Origin of the sequence: Prauserella muralis, assembly GCF_003202285.1 — a bacterium.
GTDB lineage: Bacteria > Actinomycetota > Actinomycetes > Mycobacteriales > Pseudonocardiaceae > Prauserella_B > Prauserella_B muralis.
Genome location: NZ_MASW01000001.1, coordinates 1,673,947 through 1,693,392 on the forward strand (window position 1 = coordinate 1,673,947; position 19,446 = coordinate 1,693,392).

General features: G+C 72.6%; 17 protein-coding genes. 6 read left to right on the plus strand and 11 right to left on the minus strand.

Going from position 1 to position 19,446, the window contains the following annotated elements:
- Window positions 1-38 precede the first annotated feature (38 nt).
- Both guaA and BAY60_RS09060 read left to right on the plus strand, forming a co-directional pair.
- Entirely contained in the window at window positions 39-1,583 is a 1,545-nt protein-coding gene (guaA, locus tag BAY60_RS09055) for a glutamine-hydrolyzing GMP synthase (protein WP_112280294.1), read from the plus strand.
- Window positions 1,584-1,618: 35 nt separating this feature from the next.
- Entirely contained in the window at window positions 1,619-2,401 is a 783-nt protein-coding gene (locus BAY60_RS09060; protein WP_112280295.1) for a GIDE domain-containing protein, read from the plus strand.
- Between the two features lie 6 nt (window positions 2,402-2,407).
- Here the strand turns inward: BAY60_RS09060 and BAY60_RS09065 are convergent, their stop codons facing one another.
- Window positions 2,408-2,635: a hypothetical protein gene (locus BAY60_RS09065; protein ID WP_112280296.1), complete on the minus strand. Its 228-nt coding sequence runs from the start codon at window positions 2,633-2,635 to the stop codon at window positions 2,408-2,410.
- Window positions 2,628-3,884: a PspC domain-containing protein gene (locus tag BAY60_RS09070; protein ID WP_112280297.1), complete on the minus strand. Its 1,257-nt coding sequence runs from the start codon at window positions 3,882-3,884 to the stop codon at window positions 2,628-2,630. Before BAY60_RS09070 ends, BAY60_RS09065 begins: the two co-directional genes overlap by 8 nt.
- A 90-nt stretch (window positions 3,885-3,974) precedes the next feature.
- Between BAY60_RS09070 and BAY60_RS09075 the strand changes: the two genes are divergently transcribed.
- Together BAY60_RS09075 and BAY60_RS09080 are read left to right on the plus strand one after the other, a co-directional pair.
- Window positions 3,975-5,390, plus strand: a complete 1,416-nt coding sequence (locus BAY60_RS09075; RefSeq protein ID WP_112280818.1) for an ATP-binding protein — start codon at window positions 3,975-3,977, stop codon at window positions 5,388-5,390.
- Window positions 5,387-6,061 carry a response regulator gene (locus BAY60_RS09080; protein WP_112280298.1) on the plus strand — a complete coding sequence of 225 codons (675 nt, stop codon included), beginning with the start codon at window positions 5,387-5,389 and terminating at the stop codon, window positions 6,059-6,061. Before BAY60_RS09075 ends, BAY60_RS09080 begins: the two co-directional genes overlap by 4 nt.
- On the opposite strand, the gene BAY60_RS09085 is transcribed toward BAY60_RS09080, so the two are convergent.
- Entirely contained in the window at window positions 6,062-7,759 is a 1,698-nt protein-coding gene (locus BAY60_RS09085) for a CARDB domain-containing protein (protein ID WP_112280299.1), read from the minus strand. It lies immediately after the preceding gene.
- 80 nt (window positions 7,760-7,839) lie between these two features.
- Window positions 7,840-8,766: a DMT family transporter gene (locus tag BAY60_RS09090; RefSeq protein WP_112280300.1), complete on the minus strand. Its 927-nt coding sequence runs from the start codon at window positions 8,764-8,766 to the stop codon at window positions 7,840-7,842.
- 82 nt (window positions 8,767-8,848) lie between these two features.
- On the opposite strand from BAY60_RS09090, the gene BAY60_RS09095 reads away from it, so the two are divergent.
- Window positions 8,849-9,760 (plus strand): LysR family transcriptional regulator, encoded by a 912-nt coding sequence (locus tag BAY60_RS09095; RefSeq protein ID WP_112280301.1) that lies wholly within the window; start codon window positions 8,849-8,851, stop codon window positions 9,758-9,760.
- Here the strand turns inward: BAY60_RS09095 and BAY60_RS09100 are convergent.
- The 6 genes from BAY60_RS09100 to BAY60_RS09125 all read right to left on the minus strand — a co-directional run bounded on the left by BAY60_RS09100 (window position 9,757) and on the right by BAY60_RS09125 (window position 15,753).
- A complete protein-coding gene (locus BAY60_RS09100) occupies window positions 9,757-10,713 on the minus strand; it encodes a serine/threonine-protein kinase (protein ID WP_112280302.1) in 957 nt (318 codons plus the stop codon). The genes BAY60_RS09095 and BAY60_RS09100 overlap by 4 nt on opposite strands.
- A 43-nt stretch (window positions 10,714-10,756) precedes the next feature.
- Complete coding sequence (locus BAY60_RS09105; protein WP_112280303.1) at window positions 10,757-12,343, minus strand: serine/threonine-protein kinase; 1,587 nt, start codon at window positions 12,341-12,343, stop codon at window positions 10,757-10,759.
- Between the two features lie 205 nt (window positions 12,344-12,548).
- On the minus strand, window positions 12,549-13,313 hold the full coding sequence (locus BAY60_RS09110; RefSeq protein WP_112280304.1) for a hypothetical protein: 765 nt from the start codon (window positions 13,311-13,313) through the stop codon (window positions 12,549-12,551).
- A gap of 250 nt (window positions 13,314-13,563) precedes the next feature.
- Complete coding sequence (locus BAY60_RS09115) at window positions 13,564-14,766, minus strand: hypothetical protein (protein ID WP_245992380.1); 1,203 nt, start codon at window positions 14,764-14,766, stop codon at window positions 13,564-13,566.
- A gap of 314 nt (window positions 14,767-15,080) precedes the next feature.
- Window positions 15,081-15,395, minus strand: coding sequence for a hypothetical protein (locus BAY60_RS09120; RefSeq protein ID WP_112280305.1), 315 nt, complete (start codon window positions 15,393-15,395; stop codon window positions 15,081-15,083).
- Between the two features lie 61 nt (window positions 15,396-15,456).
- A complete protein-coding gene (locus BAY60_RS09125) occupies window positions 15,457-15,753 on the minus strand; it encodes a chorismate mutase (RefSeq protein WP_112280306.1) in 297 nt (98 codons plus the stop codon).
- Window positions 15,754-15,971: 218 nt separating this feature from the next.
- Between BAY60_RS09125 and pcrA the strand changes: the two genes are divergently transcribed.
- On the plus strand, window positions 15,972-18,386 hold the full coding sequence (gene pcrA, locus BAY60_RS09130; RefSeq protein ID WP_112280307.1) for a DNA helicase PcrA: 2,415 nt from the start codon (window positions 15,972-15,974) through the stop codon (window positions 18,384-18,386).
- A 242-nt stretch (window positions 18,387-18,628) separates the two neighbouring features.
- Here pcrA and BAY60_RS09135 read toward each other — a convergent pair whose 3' ends face one another.
- On the minus strand, window positions 18,629-19,318 hold the full coding sequence (locus BAY60_RS09135) for a M23 family metallopeptidase (RefSeq protein ID WP_112280308.1): 690 nt from the start codon (window positions 19,316-19,318) through the stop codon (window positions 18,629-18,631).
- Window positions 19,319-19,446: the final 128 nt, after the last annotated feature.

Sequence of the window (19,446 nt, forward strand, 5' to 3'; positions counted from 1 at the left end):
CGATGGGGTGACCAATCGGCTAGGCAGGAGGTCCGGCAGTGGCAGAGGGTCCCGTGCTCGTGGTGGACTACGGCGCGCAGTACGCGCAGCTGATCGCCAGGCGGGTCCGCGAGGCGCAGGTGTACTCCGAGGTCGTGCCGCACACCACACCCGTCGACGAGCTGCTGGAGCGCAAGCCCTCGGCGATCATCCTGTCCGGCGGGCCCTCCAGCGTCTACGCCGACGAGGCACCCCGCGTCGATGAGGCCCTGTTCCAGACCGGTGTCCCCGTCTTCGGCATCTGCTATGGCTTCCAGGCGATGGCGCAGGCGCTCGGCGGCACCGTCGAGCACACCGGCACCCGCGAGTTCGGCCGCACCGAGCTGGGGGTGTCCGGCGGCGCGCTGCACGAGGAGCTGCCCGCGCGGCACCCGGTGTGGATGAGCCACGGCGACTGCGTCACCAAGGCTCCCGAGGGCTTCGCCGTCACCGCCACCAGCCAGGGCGCGCCCGTCGCCGGGTTCGAGGACACCGCCCGCAGGCTGGCAGGCGTGCAGTACCACCCCGAGGTGGCGCACTCGCCGCACGGCCAGGAGGTGCTGCGCCGTTTCCTGCACGAGATCGCCGGGATCCGTCCGCAGTGGACCACCGCGAGCATCGTGGACGACCAGGTGGCCCGCATCCGCGCCCAGATCGGCGACGGGCACGCCATCTGCGGCCTGTCCGGCGGTGTGGACTCGGCCGTGGCCGCCGCGCTCGTCCAGCGCGCCATCGGCGACCGGCTCACCTGCGTCTTCGTCGACCACGGCCTGCTGCGAGCCGGGGAGCGGGCCCAGGTGGAGCGCGACTTCGTCGCCGCGACCGGGGTCAACCTCGTCACGGTCGACGCCCGCCAGCGGTTCCTGTCGGCACTGGCGGGGGTCACCGACCCGGAGGAGAAGCGCAAGATCATCGGCAGGGAGTTCATCCGCGTCTTCGAGCAGGCGGCGAGGGACCTCAAGGCCAAGGGCGAGGCGGAGTTCCTGGTGCAGGGCACGCTGTACCCGGACGTCGTCGAGTCCGGTGGCGGCACGGGCACCTCGAACATCAAGAGCCACCACAACGTCGGCGGCCTCCCGGAGGACCTGCGGTTCTCGCTCGTCGAGCCGCTGCGCCTGCTGTTCAAGGACGAGGTGCGCCGCGTCGGCCTCGAGCTCGGCCTGCCCGAGACCATCGTGCACCGGCAGCCCTTCCCCGGCCCCGGCCTCGCCATCCGCATCATCGGCGAGGTCACCGCCGGGCGGCTGGAGACCCTGCGCGCCGCCGACGCCATCGCGCGGGAGGAGCTGTCGGCCGCGGGGCTGGACAGCGACATCTGGCAGTGCCCCGTGGTGCTGCTCGCCGACGTCCGCAGCGTCGGCGTGCAGGGCGACGGCCGCACCTACGGCCACCCGGTCGTGCTGCGTCCGGTGTCCAGTGAGGACGCCATGACGGCCGACTGGACGCGCCTGCCCTACGACGTGCTCGAACGGATCTCGACCCGCATCACCAACGAGGTGGCCGACGTGAACCGTGTGGTGCTCGATGTCACGAGCAAGCCGCCGGGCACGATCGAATGGGAGTGACGAGGCCCGCCGGGCCGGACTGGGGGTGAGCGATCGTGTGGATCGCCGGTGCTCTGCTGCTCGCGCTCGCCGTGGCCGCGTTCCTCTACATGCGGCACACGAAGAGCGAGCTGCACGCCATGATCGGCACCGAGACGCTGCCGATCCCGGAGCTGGAACGCTTCCGCCAGGTCTCCGACGAGCTCGGCGCCACGGGCTCGTTCCGCAAGACCGCCGAGGTGGTCGGCGCGGCCCATCCCCGCCCGGAGGGGCCGCTCAAGGCGGAGCTCTCCAAGACGGAGTGCGTCTGGTACCGCTACGAGGTGCACCGCCAGTACGAGACTGTGGAGTACCGCGACGGCAAGCGGCGCCGCAGCCGCCGCACCGAGAAGGTCGCCGGGCACACGTCCTGGGAGGGCTTCGCGCTCATCGACGACGAGAGGCGCACCATCGGGGTCGATCCCACCGGGACGAACCCCGACGGCGCCGAGCAGACCGTCAACCGGTTCGAGCCGCACCGGGGCGGTGGCGGCGTCGAGGTGTTCGGGGTCCGGCTCCCGGACTTCGTGGCGGGCGGCGGCAGCACCACCATCGGCTTCGACTACAAGGAGTGGGTCATCCGGCCGGGGCGCAGGCTGTACATCCTGGGCGAGGTGCACGACCGGATCGGGCCGCTGGTGATCGGCAAGCCGGACAACGGCGGCCACTTCCTCATCTCCACCCGCACCGAGCAGCAGCTGCGCGATTCCCGCGTGAAGCGGCACAAGCTCCTCGCCGCCGGCGTCGTCGCCTCGACCCTGCTCGGCGTCGGCCTCGTCGTCGCCGACGTGCTCAGCTGAGCCGCCTCAGCACTTCCGCCGCCCGCCGCCTCGCACGGACGCCGCGAGCATCAACGTGCCCACCAGCACCGCGCCGCCCGCCAGCACCCAGCGCAGGTCGAACGCGGGCAGCCAGGTGACGCCGTCGGAGAGCACGTAGGCCGAGACCAGCAGGGTCGCGATCCCGGCGAGCAGGGTCAGCACGTCGACCCCTGGCCTGCGCTGCTGCACGTTGCCGTTCTCCTGGTCAGCCACGGGTCACCTCCAGTGTTCCGGCAGCCGACTCGACGGTCAGGTCGAACCGCGGTCCGCCCTCGCCGTCGCTGCCGAGATGAGTGCCGGTGAGCGGGTCGAGCCCGGCTCCGGACTGTTTCCTGCCGAGGCAGTCGACGTCACCCGCGGTGGTCTGGCAGGTGTAGGTCACGTCGGCGTCGCGCGGGACGAGCACGCTGATCTCGCCTGCGCCGGCACGCACGGTGGTCGTGACCGGTGCGGGCGTGTCCTCGATGGCGCGCAGGTCGAGCTGGACGTTGCCTGCCGTGCGCTCGTACAGCGGCCGCACGTCGGCGGCCGTCCGTGGCCGCTCGGTCAGGTCGCCGAACCCACCGCCGAACTGGTCGAACCGCACGGTGGTGAGGGCGATCCCGGCCACCGACAGCAGGGCCGCCAGCCAGATCAGCCCACGCCCGCCGCCGAGGAACGAGCCGGCGACGAGCCCGACGCCGAGCACGCCCAGCACCAGCCCGATGACGTGGGCCCAGGTGAACCACGGCGTGCCGCTCGCGGCGAGCGCGGCGCCGACACCACCGACCGCGAGCGCCACGCCGAACGCGGCGACACCGATCTTGGACTTGGGGCGCGGCGGGGGTGCCGGCGCGGGCGGCTCCGGCGCGGGCGCCGGGTCGGGCAGGTCCCAGGCCAGCGGCGCGGCACCCAGCGGGTCCCAGTCGGGCGGCATTCGCTGCTCACCGGACACGGTGGTGACGGGCATGGTCACGCTCCCCGTGGCCGACGCCCGGTCGTGCTGCGCGGCCCGCACCGGCACGGGCCGGTTGAGGTGGCCCCGGCTGCGGTGCAGCAGGTAGACGGCCGTGATCACCAGAGCCAGGCCGATGAACCCGCCGCCGTCGAACCAGTCGCTGCCCGCGAAGGCCCAGCCCGACACCGGAAACAGCAGCAGGCACAGCAGGACGGCCAGCGGCTTCGACACCGAGCTGCGGCCCCGGCCGATGAGGCTCTCGAAGGCCGACACCTCGTCGTCCTCGCCGGGCAGGAACAGCCAGCCCAGCACGTAGAGGGTGATGCCGATGCCACCGAAGATGGTCAGCACGACCAGCGCGACGCGGACCACGACGGGATCGATGCCGTAGCGGTACCCGACGCCTGCCGCCACACCGGCCAGCTTGCGGCCCCGGTGCGGCCGCCTGGGCCTGCTCGCCCAGAAGTCCTTCACTGTGTCCTCGAAACCGCTGAGGTGTCTCGAGGCGTTCGTCGCGCCACTCATGTCCTCGAGGATGCGTCCCGGGCCCGCCCGGGCACATCGGGGAAAGTCCCGGGGGTTTCCCTGATGAAAGCTCCCTGAACCCGTGTGACCATGGATGACGTGCAGGAACAGCAGACCGGGCAGGACACCGCGGCCACCGGGGCCACCGTGCCCGCCGTGCCCGCCGCGCCCGGCGGGGAGGTGAGCTCCGCGCCGACGGGCTCCGCGCCCGCGAGCGCGGCCAAGGCCGCGTCCCGCGCCGTGGCGGACGCCGAGGGCCCGCCGAAGATGTACCGGCGCCGTAGCGGACGTGTCGTCGCGGGCGTCGCGGGCGGGCTGGCCGACCACCTCGGCGTCCGGGTCGTCTGGGTGCGGGCCGCCTTCGCGGTGCTCGCCGCGTTCGGCGGCATGGGGCTCGTGGCCTACGGGCTGCTGTGGGTGTTCGCGCCGCAGCAGTCGAGGGACGAACCCGGCACCACCGAGTCGCCGAGGGAACGCCAGCAGGCGTTCGGCCTGCTCGCGCTGGGCATCGGCCTCACCGTCGTGGGCGGAGCGATCACCGGCCTGTTCCAGGGCTGGGTCGGGTTGCCGCTCGCCGTGGTCATGGTCGGCATCGCCGTGGTGTGGCGGGAGGCCGACGAGTCGCAGCGCAGGCGCTGGCGGCAGGGCGCGCGCTCGGGCGTGGCCGGAGCGGTGCTCGGCGACCGGCGCTGGTCGGCGTTCGTGCGCGTGCTGGCCGGGGTGGCACTGGTCACCACCGGTATCGGGGTGATCGTGCTGCGCGGCAGCAACTTCGACCAGATGCAGTTCGCGCTCATCTCGGTGCTGGCGACCCTCGTCGGCGTCGCGGTGCTGACCGTGCCGTTCTGGCTGCGCATGGTGCGAGACCTCGGCGAGGAGCGCCGAGCCCGCATCCGCACCGAGGAACGCGCGGAGATCGCCGCGCACCTGCACGACTCGGTGCTGCAGACGCTCGCGCTGATCCAGAAGCAGGCCGAGTCGCCGCGGGAGGTGGCCCGGCTGGCTCGCGGCCAGGAGCGGGAGCTGCGCGGCTGGCTGTACGGGCCGTCCGGCTACGGCCAGCCCGCCACGTCGGACCTGCAGGAGAGCAGGGGCAGCCTCGCGCAGGGCATCGCCGCCGCGTGCGGCGAGGTGGAGGACACGTTCGCCATCTCGGTGCAGCACGTCGTGGTGGGGGAGGCGGAGCTGGACGAGCCACTGGCGGCGCTCGTGCAGGCGGCAAGGGAGGCCATCGTCAACGCGGCCAAGCACGCCGGTGTCGAGGAGGTCAGCGTCTACGCCGAGGTGGAGCCCACGGCGGTCACGGTGTTCGTGCGCGACCGCGGCAAGGGCTTCGACCCGGAGGCCGTTCCCGGCGACCGGCATGGCCTCGCGGACTCGATCAGGGGCAGGATGGAACGCAACGGCGGGACGTGCCGGCTGCGGACCTCGCCCGGTGAGGGCACCGAGGTGCAGCTGGAGATGCCGCGCAAGGTCAACGTCAAGACAGCGCAGGGGGCGACGTGACAGACAGCCAGCAGCCGAGGGAGCCGGTGTCGGTGTTCCTCGTGGACGACCACGCGCTGTTCCGCGCGGGGGTCCGCGCCGAGCTCGAGTCCATCACCGAGGAGGTGCGCGTGGTGGGCGAGGCCGGTTCGGTGGCCGAGGCGGTCGCCGGGATCGGCAGGGCACGTCCGCAGGTGGTGCTGCTCGACGTGCACATGCCGGACGGCGGCGGCGCGGAGGTGTTGCGCCGCCTGCGCCCGGAGCTGCCGGACGTGGTGTTCCTCGCGCTGTCGGTGTCGGACGCCGCCGAGGACGTCATCGCCGTGATCCGGGCCGGTGCCCGCGGCTACGTCACGAAGACGATCTCCTCGAAGGAGCTGGTCCGCGCGATCGTCCGGGTCGCCGACGGTGACGCGGTGTTCTCGCCGAGGCTGGCCGGGTTCGTGCTGGACGCCTTCGCCGACCGGCCGGGCTCCGAGCCGATCAGCGACCCGGAGCTGGACCTGCTGACCCCGCGCGAGCGCGACGTGCTGCGCCTGCTCGCGCGGGGCTACGCCTACAAGGAGATCGCCTCCGAGCTGTTCATCTCGGTGAAGACCGTGGAGACGCACGTGTCCAGCGTCCTGCGCAAGACCCAGCTGTCCAACCGCTACGAGCTGTCCCGCTGGGCTTCCGACCGCAGGCTCGTGTAACTACGACGTCGCGCGGCGGCGCCGGGCGAGCAGCAGGGCCGCGCTACCGGCGAGCAGTGCCAGCACCGCCGACACCGTCAGGGTCACGGCGTCCACGCCGGTGCTGGCCAGGTCCTCGGTGGCCTGGCCGGTGGAGCCGCCCTTGCCTGCCGCGTCGGAGCCGCCGCCTCCCTGGGCCGGACCCGGGTTCTCGTCGCCGTCGCCGCCAGGGCCCGGTTGTTCCGGTGCGGGCACGACGCGCAGCGACCAGCCCTGGTACCGATCGGTTCCCGCGACCACGGGGATCACGGTGCTGGCCTCGGCGGGCCGCCACGGTCCGCTGACGTCGACGCGGTAGCGCCCCGCGGGCACACCGGTGAAGTCGGCGCGGCCGTCCCCGGCCCTGGCGACGGCGGAGGCGACGTCCTCGCCGGTGTAGACGTTGACGAGGGTGAGGGTGACGCCGGTGACGGTCTCGCCGTCGTCGGCGGTGTGGTCCCCGTCGCGGTCGTGGTACACGCTGCCCCAGGTGTCGGCCGTCGCGCCCGGCAGCGTGGCCGCCGCCTGTGCCCAGGTGTTGCCGTCGGGGTTGGCCCCGTTCTCGCCGAAGTCGCACTCGACGTAGACCAGGCCGTGGTCACCGGCCCACGCCGGCACGGTGCCGGTCACGTCGAACGTCGCGGTGTCGCCCGCGGCGACGGTGACGCCGGTACCGGTGGGGGCGAGCTGTCCCCAGTGTTCGGTGTCGTCCCAGCCGCGCAGGTGGGGACCCTCGCCGGACCGGTTGCAGAAGGCCTTGATGCCGGACACGTCGTGCGGGCCGGTGTTGGTCAGGGTGATCGTCAGCCGCGCCGTGTCCCCGGGCTGGTAGGTGGCCTTGGCGAAGGTGATCGAGGCGGTCAGGTTCTCGGAGGCGGGCCGGGTGCCCCGCAGGGCGAGGCCGGTGTGCTCGCCGCTGCCGTCGACCCGCAGGTTCCAGCGGCCGGGCACGTCCCAACCGCCGGGCACCGTGCCCGTCGTGGAGAGGCTGTAGATCCCGGCGGGCACGGACGTGAAGGTGAACCGGCCGTCGTCGCCGGTGGTCGTCCGCAGCGACCGGTCGGCGGACAGGCTCATCGTGACCCCGCTGAGTTCCTCGCCGGGATCGAGCGCGCGGTTGCCGTTGGCGTCGCCGTACACGACGCCACCGACGGTGTCGGTCGTGCCGGGAGCCACCGTGGGCAGCGGCAGGTCGGCGGCGGTGTTGTCGGCGGGGTTGGTCTCGCCGGGGGTCTGCACCGACACGGTGATGACCGGCTCGCCGCCGTCCCAGTCGCCGAGCCTGCCGTTCAGGTGGACGGTGCGGGTCTGGCCCGCCTCGATGGTGCCGCCGGGGCCGTGGGGTCCCAGCTCCTCCCATTCGGATTCCGGGACGAAGAAGTACGAGCCGAGCTGCCCATCGTGCTGGACGTCTCCGCGCACGTCGGTGGCGGCGGCATCACCGGCGTTGGTGATGGTGACGGTGAGCCGAACCTGCTCGCCGACGACGTACGGTCCGCCCGGGACGGTCGCCTTCACCTGCAGGTCGGGGCCGGAGGCCGGGGCGCTCGGAGCTGAGCTGGAGGCGCCGCCGGTCTCCTGGGCACCGGCCGCCGGGGCCAGGACGGCGGCGCTGACGGCGAAGGCTGCCGCCGTCGCGCAGGTCGCACGCCTGACCCGGCCGGGTCTGTTCGCTTGCACAACGTTCTCCCTGTTCGTGGACAAAACAGGCAGAACGTAGCCTGAAAGAGTGATAGGGCAATGGTTGCTGTGACGAAAAGTTACCGAGGTGCGGCGGGGGCGTCACCGGGCAGCGGCACCGTGACCACTTCTCCAGCTCGCGGACGCAGCCGCGTCAGCGCGACCCCCGCGAGCACGACGGCCATGCCGATGATCACCCGGACGTCGATCGTCTCGCCGAGGAAGACGGCGCCCAGCAGCACGGAGACCACGGGCAGCAGGTAGCCGACCGTCGAGGTCGCGACGGCGCCCTCGGTGGCCAGCAGCCGGTAGTTCAGTGCGAAGGCCACGCCCGTGGAGAACACCCCGAGCATCGCCAGCGCCACGAACGCGCCGGTGTCGGTGTGGATGGGACTCAGCCCGCCGACCGGCACCGCCAGCAGCAGGAATCCGCTGGCCGTGATCATCTGCGCCGCGGCCAGCGCCACCGGGGAGGCGCCGGTGCCGGACAGGTACCTGCCCTCGTAGACCATCACGAAGCCGTAGCTGGCCGCCGCGGCGAGGATGCCGAGCGCGCCCCAGCTCAGCAGGCCGGACGACTGCCACGGCGCGAAGATCAGCACGGTGCCGGCGAGGCCGAGCACGAGCCCGGCGGCGCGGGCGCCGGTCAGCCGCTTCTCGGTCCGCCACAGCAGCGCCACGGCGAGCGCCCACAGCGGCGTGGTCGAGTTGAGCACCCCGGTGACGCCCGAGTCGACCGTCTGCTCGCCCACAGCGAACAGCACGAACGGCAGGGCGTTGTGGAACAGCGCCGCCACGGCCAGGTGCACCCAGGTACGCCGCCCCGACGGCAGCCGGTGCCTGGAGAGCAGGCACAGCAGCAGCAACACGGCCGCGCCGAGGACGAGCCTGCCGAGCACGAGCTGCACCGGTGTGAACGCGGCGAGCGCGAGCTTGATCCACAGGAAACTGGAGCCCCACATCAGCGCCAGCGCGCCGAGCCGGAGCAGGGTTCTCGTCTCACCCACGACACCAGACTCATCCGCGCCGGCTTGTTAGGACAAGCGAATTGTTCTGGAAGGCCGTTAAGCAGAACTATAGGATCGAGGAGTGCTCGACGTGCGGCGAATGCAGGTGCTCAGGGCGGTGGTCACCAGCGGCTCGATCAGCGCGGCCGCCCGCAACCTCGGCTACACGCCGTCGGCCATCAGCCAGCAGTTGTCCGCGCTGGAGCGGGAGGCTGGCACGGTGCTGCTGGAGCGGGCGGGCCGCGGCGTGCGGCCCACGCCCGCCGGGTCACTGCTGTCCGAGCACGCCGAGCTGCTCTCCACCCAGCTCGCCAAGGCCGAGGCGGCGCTCGCCGACCTCAAGAACGGCCGCACCGGCAGGCTCGCCATCCGGTACTTCGCCACCGCAGGCGCGGCACTGGTGCCGCCCGCCGTCGCCGTGCTGCGCCGCGAGCTGCCCGGGCTCCAGATCGATCTCAAGCTCGTCGAGCCGGACGACCCGCTGCCCGAGGTCGAGTCGGGCGATGCCGACGTGGCGATCATCGTGTTCCCGCGCTCGCGGCCGCCCGCGAAGGGCATCGAGGTCGTGCACCTGCTGGACGACCCGTACCGCGCGGTGCTGCCGAAGGGGCACCCGCTGGCCCGCAAGCGGGTGCTCGACCTGGCCGACCTCGCCGACGAGCCGTGGGTGGGCAACAAGTGGCCGCCGGGGCCGTGCCGCGAGATCATCCTCCAGGGCTGCGGCGCCGCGGGGTTCGCGCCGAACTTCGTGGTCGAGTCGGAGGACTACCCGACGGCGCAGGGCTTCGTCGCGGCCGGGCTCGGGGTGTCGCTCATCCCGGAGCTGGCACTGGGCTCGCCGCATCCCGGCGTCGCCGTGCGGCGGGTGCGCAGGCCCGCGCCGGTGCGCGGCATCCACGCCGCCGTCGCCGCCCATGCGAGGGACAACCCCGCCGTGCGGACACTGCTCGCCGCCATGCGGCCCGGCGGGGCCGTGGCGGCAGCGGGCGCCTAACCCAGCGCGACGACGAGCACCACGATCAGCACCAGCAGCACCACGCCCGCGGGCACCGCCCACCGCCGGACGCTCGACCCGGCGTGCGCCTGCCGCGCCTGCTCCTGCTCCTGCCGGGTCGGCACCCTCGGTGGCCGGGGCAGCAACGGCACCGTCGGCATCGCCGGTGCGGTCGGCGGCACGAACCCGTGCTGCTGGCCCTTGCTGACGGCCTTCAGCGCGGCGACCGTGTCGGCCATCGTCGGCCGCAGATCCGGGTCGTCGCGCAGCATTTTGAGCACGGCCCCGCTCAGCTGGTCCAGCCGGCTTGGCACGACGGGTGCGCCGGTGCCGTCCGGCCCGAACGGAGGTTCGCCCTCGACGGCGGTGAACAGCGTCGCCCCGAGCGAGAAGGCGTCGGAGGCGGTCGTCGCGGGCTCGCCCTTGGCGACCTCGGGCGCCTGGAATGCCGGATCCGGTGTCCCGCCGGTGATGCCGATGTCGGTGATCTTCACGCCGCCGTCGTCGGCGAGCAGGATGTTGCCGGGTTCCACCGCCCGGTGGACGATGCCGATGGCGTGCGCGGTGGCGAGCGCCGAGCCGACCTGGACGCCGAGGTAGGCGGCCTGCTCGGGGGTCAGCTGCCCGTGCTCGGCGAGGAAGTCGGCCATGTTGCGCGACGGCACGTACTCCATCACCAGCCACACGTCGTCGCCGTCGCGGAACGCGTCGAACACCGTGATGGCGCCCGCGTGCAGCACCCGGGTGGCCTGCCTGCCTTCCCCGAGCGCGGCCTCGCGGGCCTGCTCGGCGCGGTCCGGGCTCAGCTCGGGATCGAGGTAGGCGCGCTTGGCGGCCACGGTGCGGTGCAGCATCGTGTCGAACGCCAGCCACACGATCCCGGCCCGGCCACGACCGATCGGCTGGTCAAGCCGGTAACGCTTGCCGACGAGGGTGGCTTCGGTGTCGTTCACGCGCCCTCTTGTACTCCAGCTCCGGTCAAACGCACATCAATCCCTACGGCGAGCTGGTCGGCGGGTCCGGCGGCGGCGTGGTCGTGTCGTCGTCCGGCGGAGGGTCGACAGACACTGACGTCGTCGGCTGCGGATTGCCGGTCGGCGTCTGCGTCGGCTGCGTGCTCGGCTCCGGCTCGGTGTTGTCGGGCGGGGGCTGCACGGGTGGTGTGTACGGGTCTTCCTCGTAGCTCTCGGTCTCCACCGGCTCGCTCGACTCCACCTGCTCGGAGGTGGTCGGCTCGGTGCTCCTGGTGGTGCTCGGCAGGTCCGACTCGGTCGCCACGGGCTGCTGCCGCTGCGGGTTCTGCTCGGCGTCGCCGCCGCCGGAGCCGCCGAACAGCCAGATGGCGAACGCCGCCATGCCGACCACCACGAGGCTGCCGATGACGGCGGGGACCTTCCAGTTGCCCTTCGGCGCCGGCTCGTCCTCGGCCGGTGGATCGTCGTAGCCGTCGTACTCGGAGTGCTCGTCGTAGGCGGGCACGGCACGGGTGGCGCCCGCGCCCAGCGCGCGAGTGGCGTCGTAGTCCTGGTCGGGATAGCCCGCCGCGGCCGGGTAGGCGTCGTCCTGCGCGTTGTCGTAGTAGCTCGTGCCGCCGAGATCGCCGCCGAGCGTGCCGGAGTGGCCCGCGGAGAGCTCGTCCTCGGCCGCCGCCGCACCGAGCGCTCCGCCGACGGCTCCCGCGCCCGCGGCACCGAGGACGGCCGTGCCGCCCCCGCCGCGGTGGACCTCCGTGGGCGCGTCGCCCGCGCCGATCGGGGTCTCGCCCCTGGCGACGGCGTCGAGCAGTTCCTCGCACTCCTCGGCCGTCGGCCGGTGGCGGGTGTCGGGGTGCAGCATCACCGCGAGCACGCTGGTGAGCGGACCGGACTGGCGCGGCGGGTTGATCTGGCCCGCGGCGACGGCGTGCAGCAGGCCGAGGGTGTTCTCGCTGAGCCCGAACGGCGGCTGCCCCTCGGTCGCGGCGTACAGCGTCGAGCCGAGGGAGAACACGTCCGACTCGGGGCCGGGGTCGCCACCGACAGCCACCTCGGGCGCGAGGTAGGCGGGCGTGCCCGCGATCATGCCGGTCTTGGTGACCGTGACGTCGTCCTTGGCGCGGGAGATGCCGAAGTCGGTGATCTTCACCAGCCCGTTGCCCGCGAGCAGGATGTTGCCCGGCTTGATGTCGCGGTGCACGATGCCGACGGCGTGCGCCTCCTTGAGCGCGGCGGCCACCTGGGCGCCGATCCGCGCGACCTCCATCGGCGGCAATGTCTTCCGCTGCTGGAGCTCCTGCGCGAGGCTGGTGGAGGCCAGGTACTCCATGATCAGGCACGGCTGGCCGTTGTCGTCGGTGACCACGTCGAACACGGAGATGGCGTTCGGGTGGTGCAGCCGCGCGGCGATCCGGCCCTCGCGCATCGTGCGGGCCCTGGCGTCCTCGGCCTCGTGTTCGTCCAGGCCCGGCTGCAGCAGGAGCTGCTTGATCGCGACCGTGCGGTGCAGTACCTCGTCCTGCGCCTGCCAGACGGCACCCATGGCACCGGTGCCGATCCGCTTGATGACGCGGTAACGGCCGGCGACCAGGCGACCCTCGTCGCTCACGCGACCCTCCTTCTGGCTCCGTCTGTGGTGGCGGCGGCGCAGGGCCTGGAAGCGCGCCGCACGGGTGGAGCGTAGGCACGAACCGGTGAACCGTGTGCCGGCTTACCGAGACCGACTCATCTCAGGTTAGGCCGCTCACTCTGCGCACACGCAGGCGGCACACCGCGGGACGGTCCCGGCGCCCGTAGAGGAGACGCCCGGGCACTCAGCCAGGTTGCACCGACAGCAGCTTCGCCTCGGAGATGACCGCGTCGTCCCCGCGGCCGGTGAGGCCGAGCTCCTGGACGACGCGCACCGGGCCGCTGTGGCGGGGTGCCATCGTGACCACGGCCCGCACCGTGCCGTTGTCCTGTTCGCCGAGGTCATTGACCGTCACGGAACCGATCGAACGCCAGGCGCGCACCAGGTCGGCGCCGTCGCCACCGGTCAGGGCCGGATCCACCAGGTCGAGCGCGGCCTCGGGGTCACGTCCGACCCGGCTGTAGAACTCACGGACGGTGCCGAGCTTGCCGGTCGAGGTGGTGGCCGCCGCGTGCCGCACCCGTCCCGTCGAGGTGTCACCGGTGCGGGAGGAGGTGCTGAGGAACCCGTCCGTGCCGGTGCCCGCCCCGGGCATCGCCAGGCCGCCGAGGGCGGCCGCTCCGGTGAGCTCCGCGGCAGCTTCTGCCTCGTCGCCGGGTGGCTGCTCCTGCTGGGCGAGGGACGCGGCGACGACGACGGAGGCGACGAGCAGCGCGATGACGAGGATCAGCGCGGCCAGCTTGGCGCGCCGGGCGAGCTTCGTCTCCGGTTCGTCCGGCTGCTCGCCGTCGCGCCGCGGCCGGGTGCCCGGTGGCGGCAGGTACCTGCGCGGCTCCTCGAAGGCGTCCCGCAGGGTGTCGTCGACCACCGGCTCGCCGGGGAACTCGTCGGTGACGGTGTCGCCGGCGGCACCGGTCGGGTCGTATCCCGAGTGATGCCGGTCGTGCACTGCTGGTCCTCGTCTGGCTCGTCTTGTGGACTCGAACGTCGTCGGACCCCTCCGGCACCCAAGACAACCGTGTCAGGCGGGCGGCCACCAGCCCCTATCGGTGGACAGTCGGTGGCGCACGACGAGCGGCTCGCGATGTCACCCGGGTAGAGCAATTTTCCACCGCTCGCCGCACCGCACGTGCAACGGAATGTGCGGATTACCTGTGCATTCGCAGGTGAAGCGGCTGTTCGGGCGCGGGTGCGGTGCCTCACTTGCCGTCGTCGGCGATCTTGGTGTCCTCGCCGAAGACGAGCTTGCACGTCTCCTCGGTGGTGGACCCGTCCGGGTGAGTCACCTCCACCGTGTTGATGGTGTATCCCTCGTTGGGCTCGATGTAGACGTGCTTCACCTCGAAGTAGGCGACGTCGGCGTACTTGCGCCGCAGACCCTCCGGGCCTTCCTGGGCGAGCTTGCCGGTGGTCAGGGCGTGCGCCTGCGCCGGGTCCTCGGTGACGGTGTTGAGGAAGTCCTGCGAGACCTGGCCCATCTCGTCGGCGTCGTGCTGGGGGAAGACGTAGCGGCCGGGAGCCTTCGTCGTCCGGGCCGGTGTCACCGGCGGCTTCTTCGGCTCCGCCGACGAGGAGGGCGGCGCGCTCGGCGACCCCGGTGCCCTCGATGGGCCGGGTTGCCCGCCCGTGCCCACCGGCGGCGCCGCCATCTGGCCGGTGGGGCTGGTCAGCCGGTCGCCGGTGCTGCTGGCGTCGTCGCGGCCCGTGTCCTCGGCCGGGTTCGTGCCGGACTCCGTGCTCTCCGGCGCCGACGACGTCTCGTCGCCGGCGTACTGCTCGTTGGGCAGGGTCGGGGCGACACCGCCGTGCCGGTCGGTCCAGCCGCCGATGGCCTGCCGGTCGTCCACGGGCTGTCCGACGAGGACCGTCCCGGCGACCAGCAGGGCGACGACGACGAAGCCGGAGGACAGGCTGGCGAACCAGGCCGCCTTCCGCCAGCTGCGCGGCGGGGTGACGGAGGCGGGCACCGAGCCGAGGTCGAACTTGCCGAGGCCGTCCGGCGGCGCGACGTAGACGCGCTCCTCGTCGTCCTCGGCGGGCCTCGCCGACGCCGGGGGAGCGGTCAGGCTGACCTTGCGGCGGCGGACCGTCGTCTGCTCGCCGATGGGTGCGGGCTGTGCGGGGACAGGGAGCTCGCCGGTCGTCGCGGCGATCTCCTCGGTCGGGGGGTCGTCGGTGGCGCCGTCGACGCCGGGCACTGCCGGTGCGGCGCCGGGTGGCGGCAGCGGCAGGGAACCGGCGACGACGGCGTCCGGCTCGCCGCGCCTGCGCCTGCGCGGACGCGAGGGCACCGCGGGAGTCCAGGTGCCCGCGCCCGGCGCGTGCCGGTGCCTGCCCTCGGGTGGCTGTCGCTGGTCGGGTGCGGTGAAGCGGTGTCCTGTGGAGTCGCCCCTGCCGTTCATGCCTGGTGGACCCCTCCCTCGGCTCCACCTGACGGCACTGTGGCCGTCTTTAAGCCGAACGGAGCAGCGGGATCACGAGCATCTGCACGGCACGCTGCACGTGCGCCGCAGTGTGCGGCGCAGGCAGGGCACGTGAGGGGATCCACCCGGCCTACATTAGGAGGCTTCGCGCCGGATCGCCGCGTTGGGGGGCCAAGCGGACGCGGATATCACTCCTCTGGGCGCACCCAGTCGGGGACTCCACTCGGCGTAGTGCGGTGTGCTCGCTCCGCGAGGCCCGTGCGCTGGCGGGGCAGCGGTCGTTGAGCGATCGTTCAGCCGCCGCTGCGGTACTTCGTCTGCGTCGACTGCAGCGCCTTCGTCGCCGTCACACCACTGCCGACCGCGAGGATGATCGCCACGATGTCGAGCGCGGGCCCGCCTGCCGTGAGCAGCAGCGCCAGCAGCGAGACGGCGGTGGTGCCGCCCGCGACGCCCCACCTCGACCGCACGTACTGCGCGATGGGCGCGCCGCCCGCCCGCTTCGCGGCGGCGCTGCCCAGCATGGCGAGGTAGCCGGCGTGGCCGAGTGCGGCGAGCACGCCGACGAGCGCGATCACGAAGGCGATCAGGTGCACGATCGTGTCCATACGACCAGTGTGCCCGTTCGGCGCGGCGGACGGCTCGGGGGAAACCCGGAGATTCGCGGGGTCAGCGCCCGAGGCGTCCCCGGCCGAGGTTCAGCAGCGCCATCGCGAGCTGGCGGCCCTCGGGCCCGAGCTCACGGTAGCGGGCGAGCACGTCCATCTCGCGGTTGTAGACGATGCGCGGGCCGCCCGCGGCCATCCGCGCGGCGCCGATCGTTCTCGACACCTCGGCCCTGCGCTTGACCAGCCGCAGGATCTCGGCGTCGAGCCAGTCGATCTCCTTGCGCAGCTCGTCGATCTCCTCGGCCGAGGACACGCGTTCCTCGCGGGCCTCGCCGGTGTCGTGGGTCTGCGCGTTCATGTGGACCTCCGGTTCTTCCGGATCCCATCCGGCCCCGGGCCGACGAAAGCCCCGGGTCCGGTGGACTCCGGGGCTTGCTGTGACGGCGGTTGTGGCACTACGCGATCACGGGAGCCGGAGTCCGGTTCCCGTAGAAAAATCGGAAAGCGTGGTGCCGCACGAGAGGCAGTATGGCACATCGTCACTTCGTCGGTGGTCCCAGGTAGCGTGAAGTCACAATGAGCACCCTCTTCGACCTCCCCCCGGAACCCGGCAGGCACGCCGACCTGCTCGACGATCTCAACCCCGCGCAGCGTGCCGCGGTGGAGCACAGCGGCACGCCGCTGCTCGTCGTGGCCGGTGCGGGTTCGGGCAAGACCCGGGTGCTGACCCGGCGCATCGCGTACCTGCTCGCGGAGCGGAAGGTGCAGCCGGGGCAGATCATGGCCATCACGTTCACCAACAAGGCAGCCGCCGAGATGCGCGAGCGTGTCGTCGAGCTGGTGGGCCGCAGGGCCAACGCCATGTGGGTGTCGACGTTTCACTCCATGTGTGTGCGGGTGCTGCGGCGCGAGGCCAAGACGCTGGAGATGTCGTCGAACTTCTCGATCTACGACGCCGACGACTCGCGGCGGCTGATGACGCTGGTGGCGCGCGACCTCGACCTGGACCCGAAGCGGTACCCGGCGCGGGCGCTCGCCGCGCACATCTCGAACCTCAAGAACGAGTTGCTCGACGCCGACTCCGCGGCGGGCAAGGCGGCCAACGACTTCGAGCGCAGGGCCGCCGAGGCGTACGGCGAGTACCAGCGCAGGCTGTCGCAGGCAAACGCCATGGACTTCGACGACCTCATCATGCGCACGGTCGAGCTGCTGCAGGTCTTCCCCGAGGTGGCCGAGCACTACCGGCGCCGGTTCCGGCACGTGCTCGTCGACGAGTACCAGGACACCAACCACGCGCAGTACACGCTGGTGCGCGAGCTCGTGGGCACCGCGCCGACGGCGTCGGGCGTCGAGCCGGCGGAGCTGTGCGTCGTCGGTGACGCCGACCAGTCGATCTACGCCTTCCGCGGCGCGACGATCCGCAACATCGAGGAGTTCGAACGCGACTTCCCGAGCGCGCGCACGATCCTGCTCGAGCAGAACTACCGGTCGACGCAGACGATCCTGTCCGCCGCCAACGCGGTGATCGCCCGCAACCCCAACCGCCGCGAGAAGCGGCTGTGGACCGACGCGGGCGACGGCGAGAAGATCGTCGGCTACGTCGCGGACAACGAGCACGACGAGGCCGCGTTCGTCGCGGGCGAGATCGATGCGCTCGCCGACTCCGGCGAGGTCAAGTACTCCGACGTCGCCGTCTTCTACCGCACGAACAACCAGTCGCGGGTGTTCGAGGAGATCTTCATCCGGCTCGGCCTGCCGTACCGGGTGGTCGGCGGTGTTCGCTTCTACGAGCGCAGGGAGGTCCGGGACGCGCTGGCCTACCTGCGGGTGCTGGCCAACCCGGAGGACACGGTGAGCCTTCGCCGGATCCTCAACGTGCCCAAGCGCGGCATCGGCGACCGGGCGGAGGCCGTCGTGGCCACGCACGCCGAGCGGGAACGCATCTCGTTCGCCGCGTCGCTGCGCGAGGCGGTGGCCGGTCGGGTGCCGCTGCTCAACCCGCGGTCGCAGAAGGCCATCGCGGGGTTCGTGGAGCTCATGGACGGCCTGCACGAGCTGGTGGACTCCGGCGAGGAGGTCGCCGACGTGCTGGAGGCGGTGCTGGAGCGCACCGGCTACCGCGCGGAGCTGGAGGACTCCGACGATCCGCAGGACGCCTCCCGGCTGGAGAACCTGGACGAGCTCGTGACGGTGGCCAGGGAGTTCACCGAGTTCGCCGACTCGGTGGTCGCACCGCAGGCCGAGGAGGGGCAGGAGGCCGGCGACGCGGGTGTGCCGGAGCCGGGCTCCCTGCCCGCCTTCCTGGAGCGGGTCTCGCTGGTCGCCGACGCCGACTCCATCCCCTCGCCCGATGGCGAGGACGCCGGGGAGGACTCCGGAGTCGTCACGCTGATGACCGTGCACACGGCCAAGGGCCTGGAGTACCCCGTGGTGTTCTGCACCGGGTGGGAGGACGGCGTCTTCCCGCACATGCGGGCGCTGGGTGAGCCCAAGGAGCTGGCCGAGGAACGCAGGCTGGCCTACGTGGCCATCACCAGGGCGCGCAAGCGGCTGTACCTCTCGCGCACGCTGATGCGTACCGCGTGGGGTCAGCCGATGACCAACCCGGCCTCGCGCTTCCTGGACGAGATTCCGGCCGGCCTTCTGGACTGGCGCAGGCTCGAGCCCGCGGGCCGGTCGGCGGAGGGAGGCTCGCCCCGCGCGGCCACCACGTGGGGCAGGCGGTCCGGCTTCGGCGAGGACTCGGCACAGGCGGGGCTCGCGGCCAGGGGGATGCGCAGCACGGCGTTCAAGGGCTGGAAGAACGACTGGAAGGACACGGTCTCGCTGAAGCTGGACGTCGGCGACCGGGTCAGCCACGACAGGTACGGGCTCGGCACGGTGGTGGCCACCGACGGCAGCGGCCCCCGGGCTACGGCGACCATCGACTTCGGCGCCTCGGGCACGGTGCGGCTGATGCTCATCGGCAGCGTGCCGATGGTGAAGCTGTGACCGGCCTGCCCGCTGCGGGCCTCGCCTGCTGAGTTCCTTCGTCCGGGTGAACCACCCGGACGCGCCCCACACTGTCGGACCCACGCGCTAGTCTCGGAGTCGAACACACGTTCGATCATGCCCGGTGGCCGCGACGCCACCGGGCGCGCGAGGGGGTGCCGACGATGGTGGTCAGCGACAGCGGGGTGCAGGGCCGACGTTTCCGGGGTGGCCGGAGCCTGCCGAGCGGAACGGGGAGCCGCTCAGAGGTAGACGTCGTGCTCGGCGAGCCAGGAGCGGGGGTCGACCTTCTGGCCGTCGGCCGTCCAGACCTCGAAGTGCAGGTGCGGGCCGGTCGACTGGCCGCGGTTGCCGATCTCGGCGATCTGCTCGCCGGCCTTGACGCGGTCGCCCTCGCTCACCGAGTAGGTGTTGACGTGGCCGTAGACCGTGATGGTGCCGTCGTCGTGCTGGATCCGGACCCACAGGCCGAACCCGCTCGCCGCGCCGGCCTCGATCACCGTGCCATCGGCGGCGGCGACCACCGGCGTGCCGATGCTGTTCGCGATGTCGATGCCGTAGTGGGTCGTTCCCCACCGCGCGCCGAAGCCCGACGTGAAGGTGCCCTGGGCGGGTACGACGAACTTGGGGCGGGCGGCCTCGATCGCGGCCTGGCGGGCGGCTTCCGCCTCGCGGGCGAGCCGCTCCTTCGTCACCTGGGCGTTCTCGGTGAGCTGCTGGACCTCGGCCGAGGCGTCGGTGGTGGGCGCAACCTGCAGCAGGGCGGGCGCTCCGGCGGGCGCGTTGCCCCCGGTGCCGAACGAGGCGGCCGCGTCGCGCGAGCTGGCCAGCGGCGTGATGTCGGCGTTCGAATCGGTGCTTCCCGTGGCGGCCTGCAGGGTCTGGCCTGCGGCAGCGGCGGCGAAGGCGCCGGCGGCCACCGCCGCGACCATCACGCGGCCGCGCAGGGCCGACGAGGGCGCGGGAAGCCGATGTGCCCCCCGGACGCGAATGACCGCACCGTCCAGTGCGTCTTCGAGCGCCGGGGAAGGAGCTTGGCCGCCGGGGGAGCGGTGTCGAG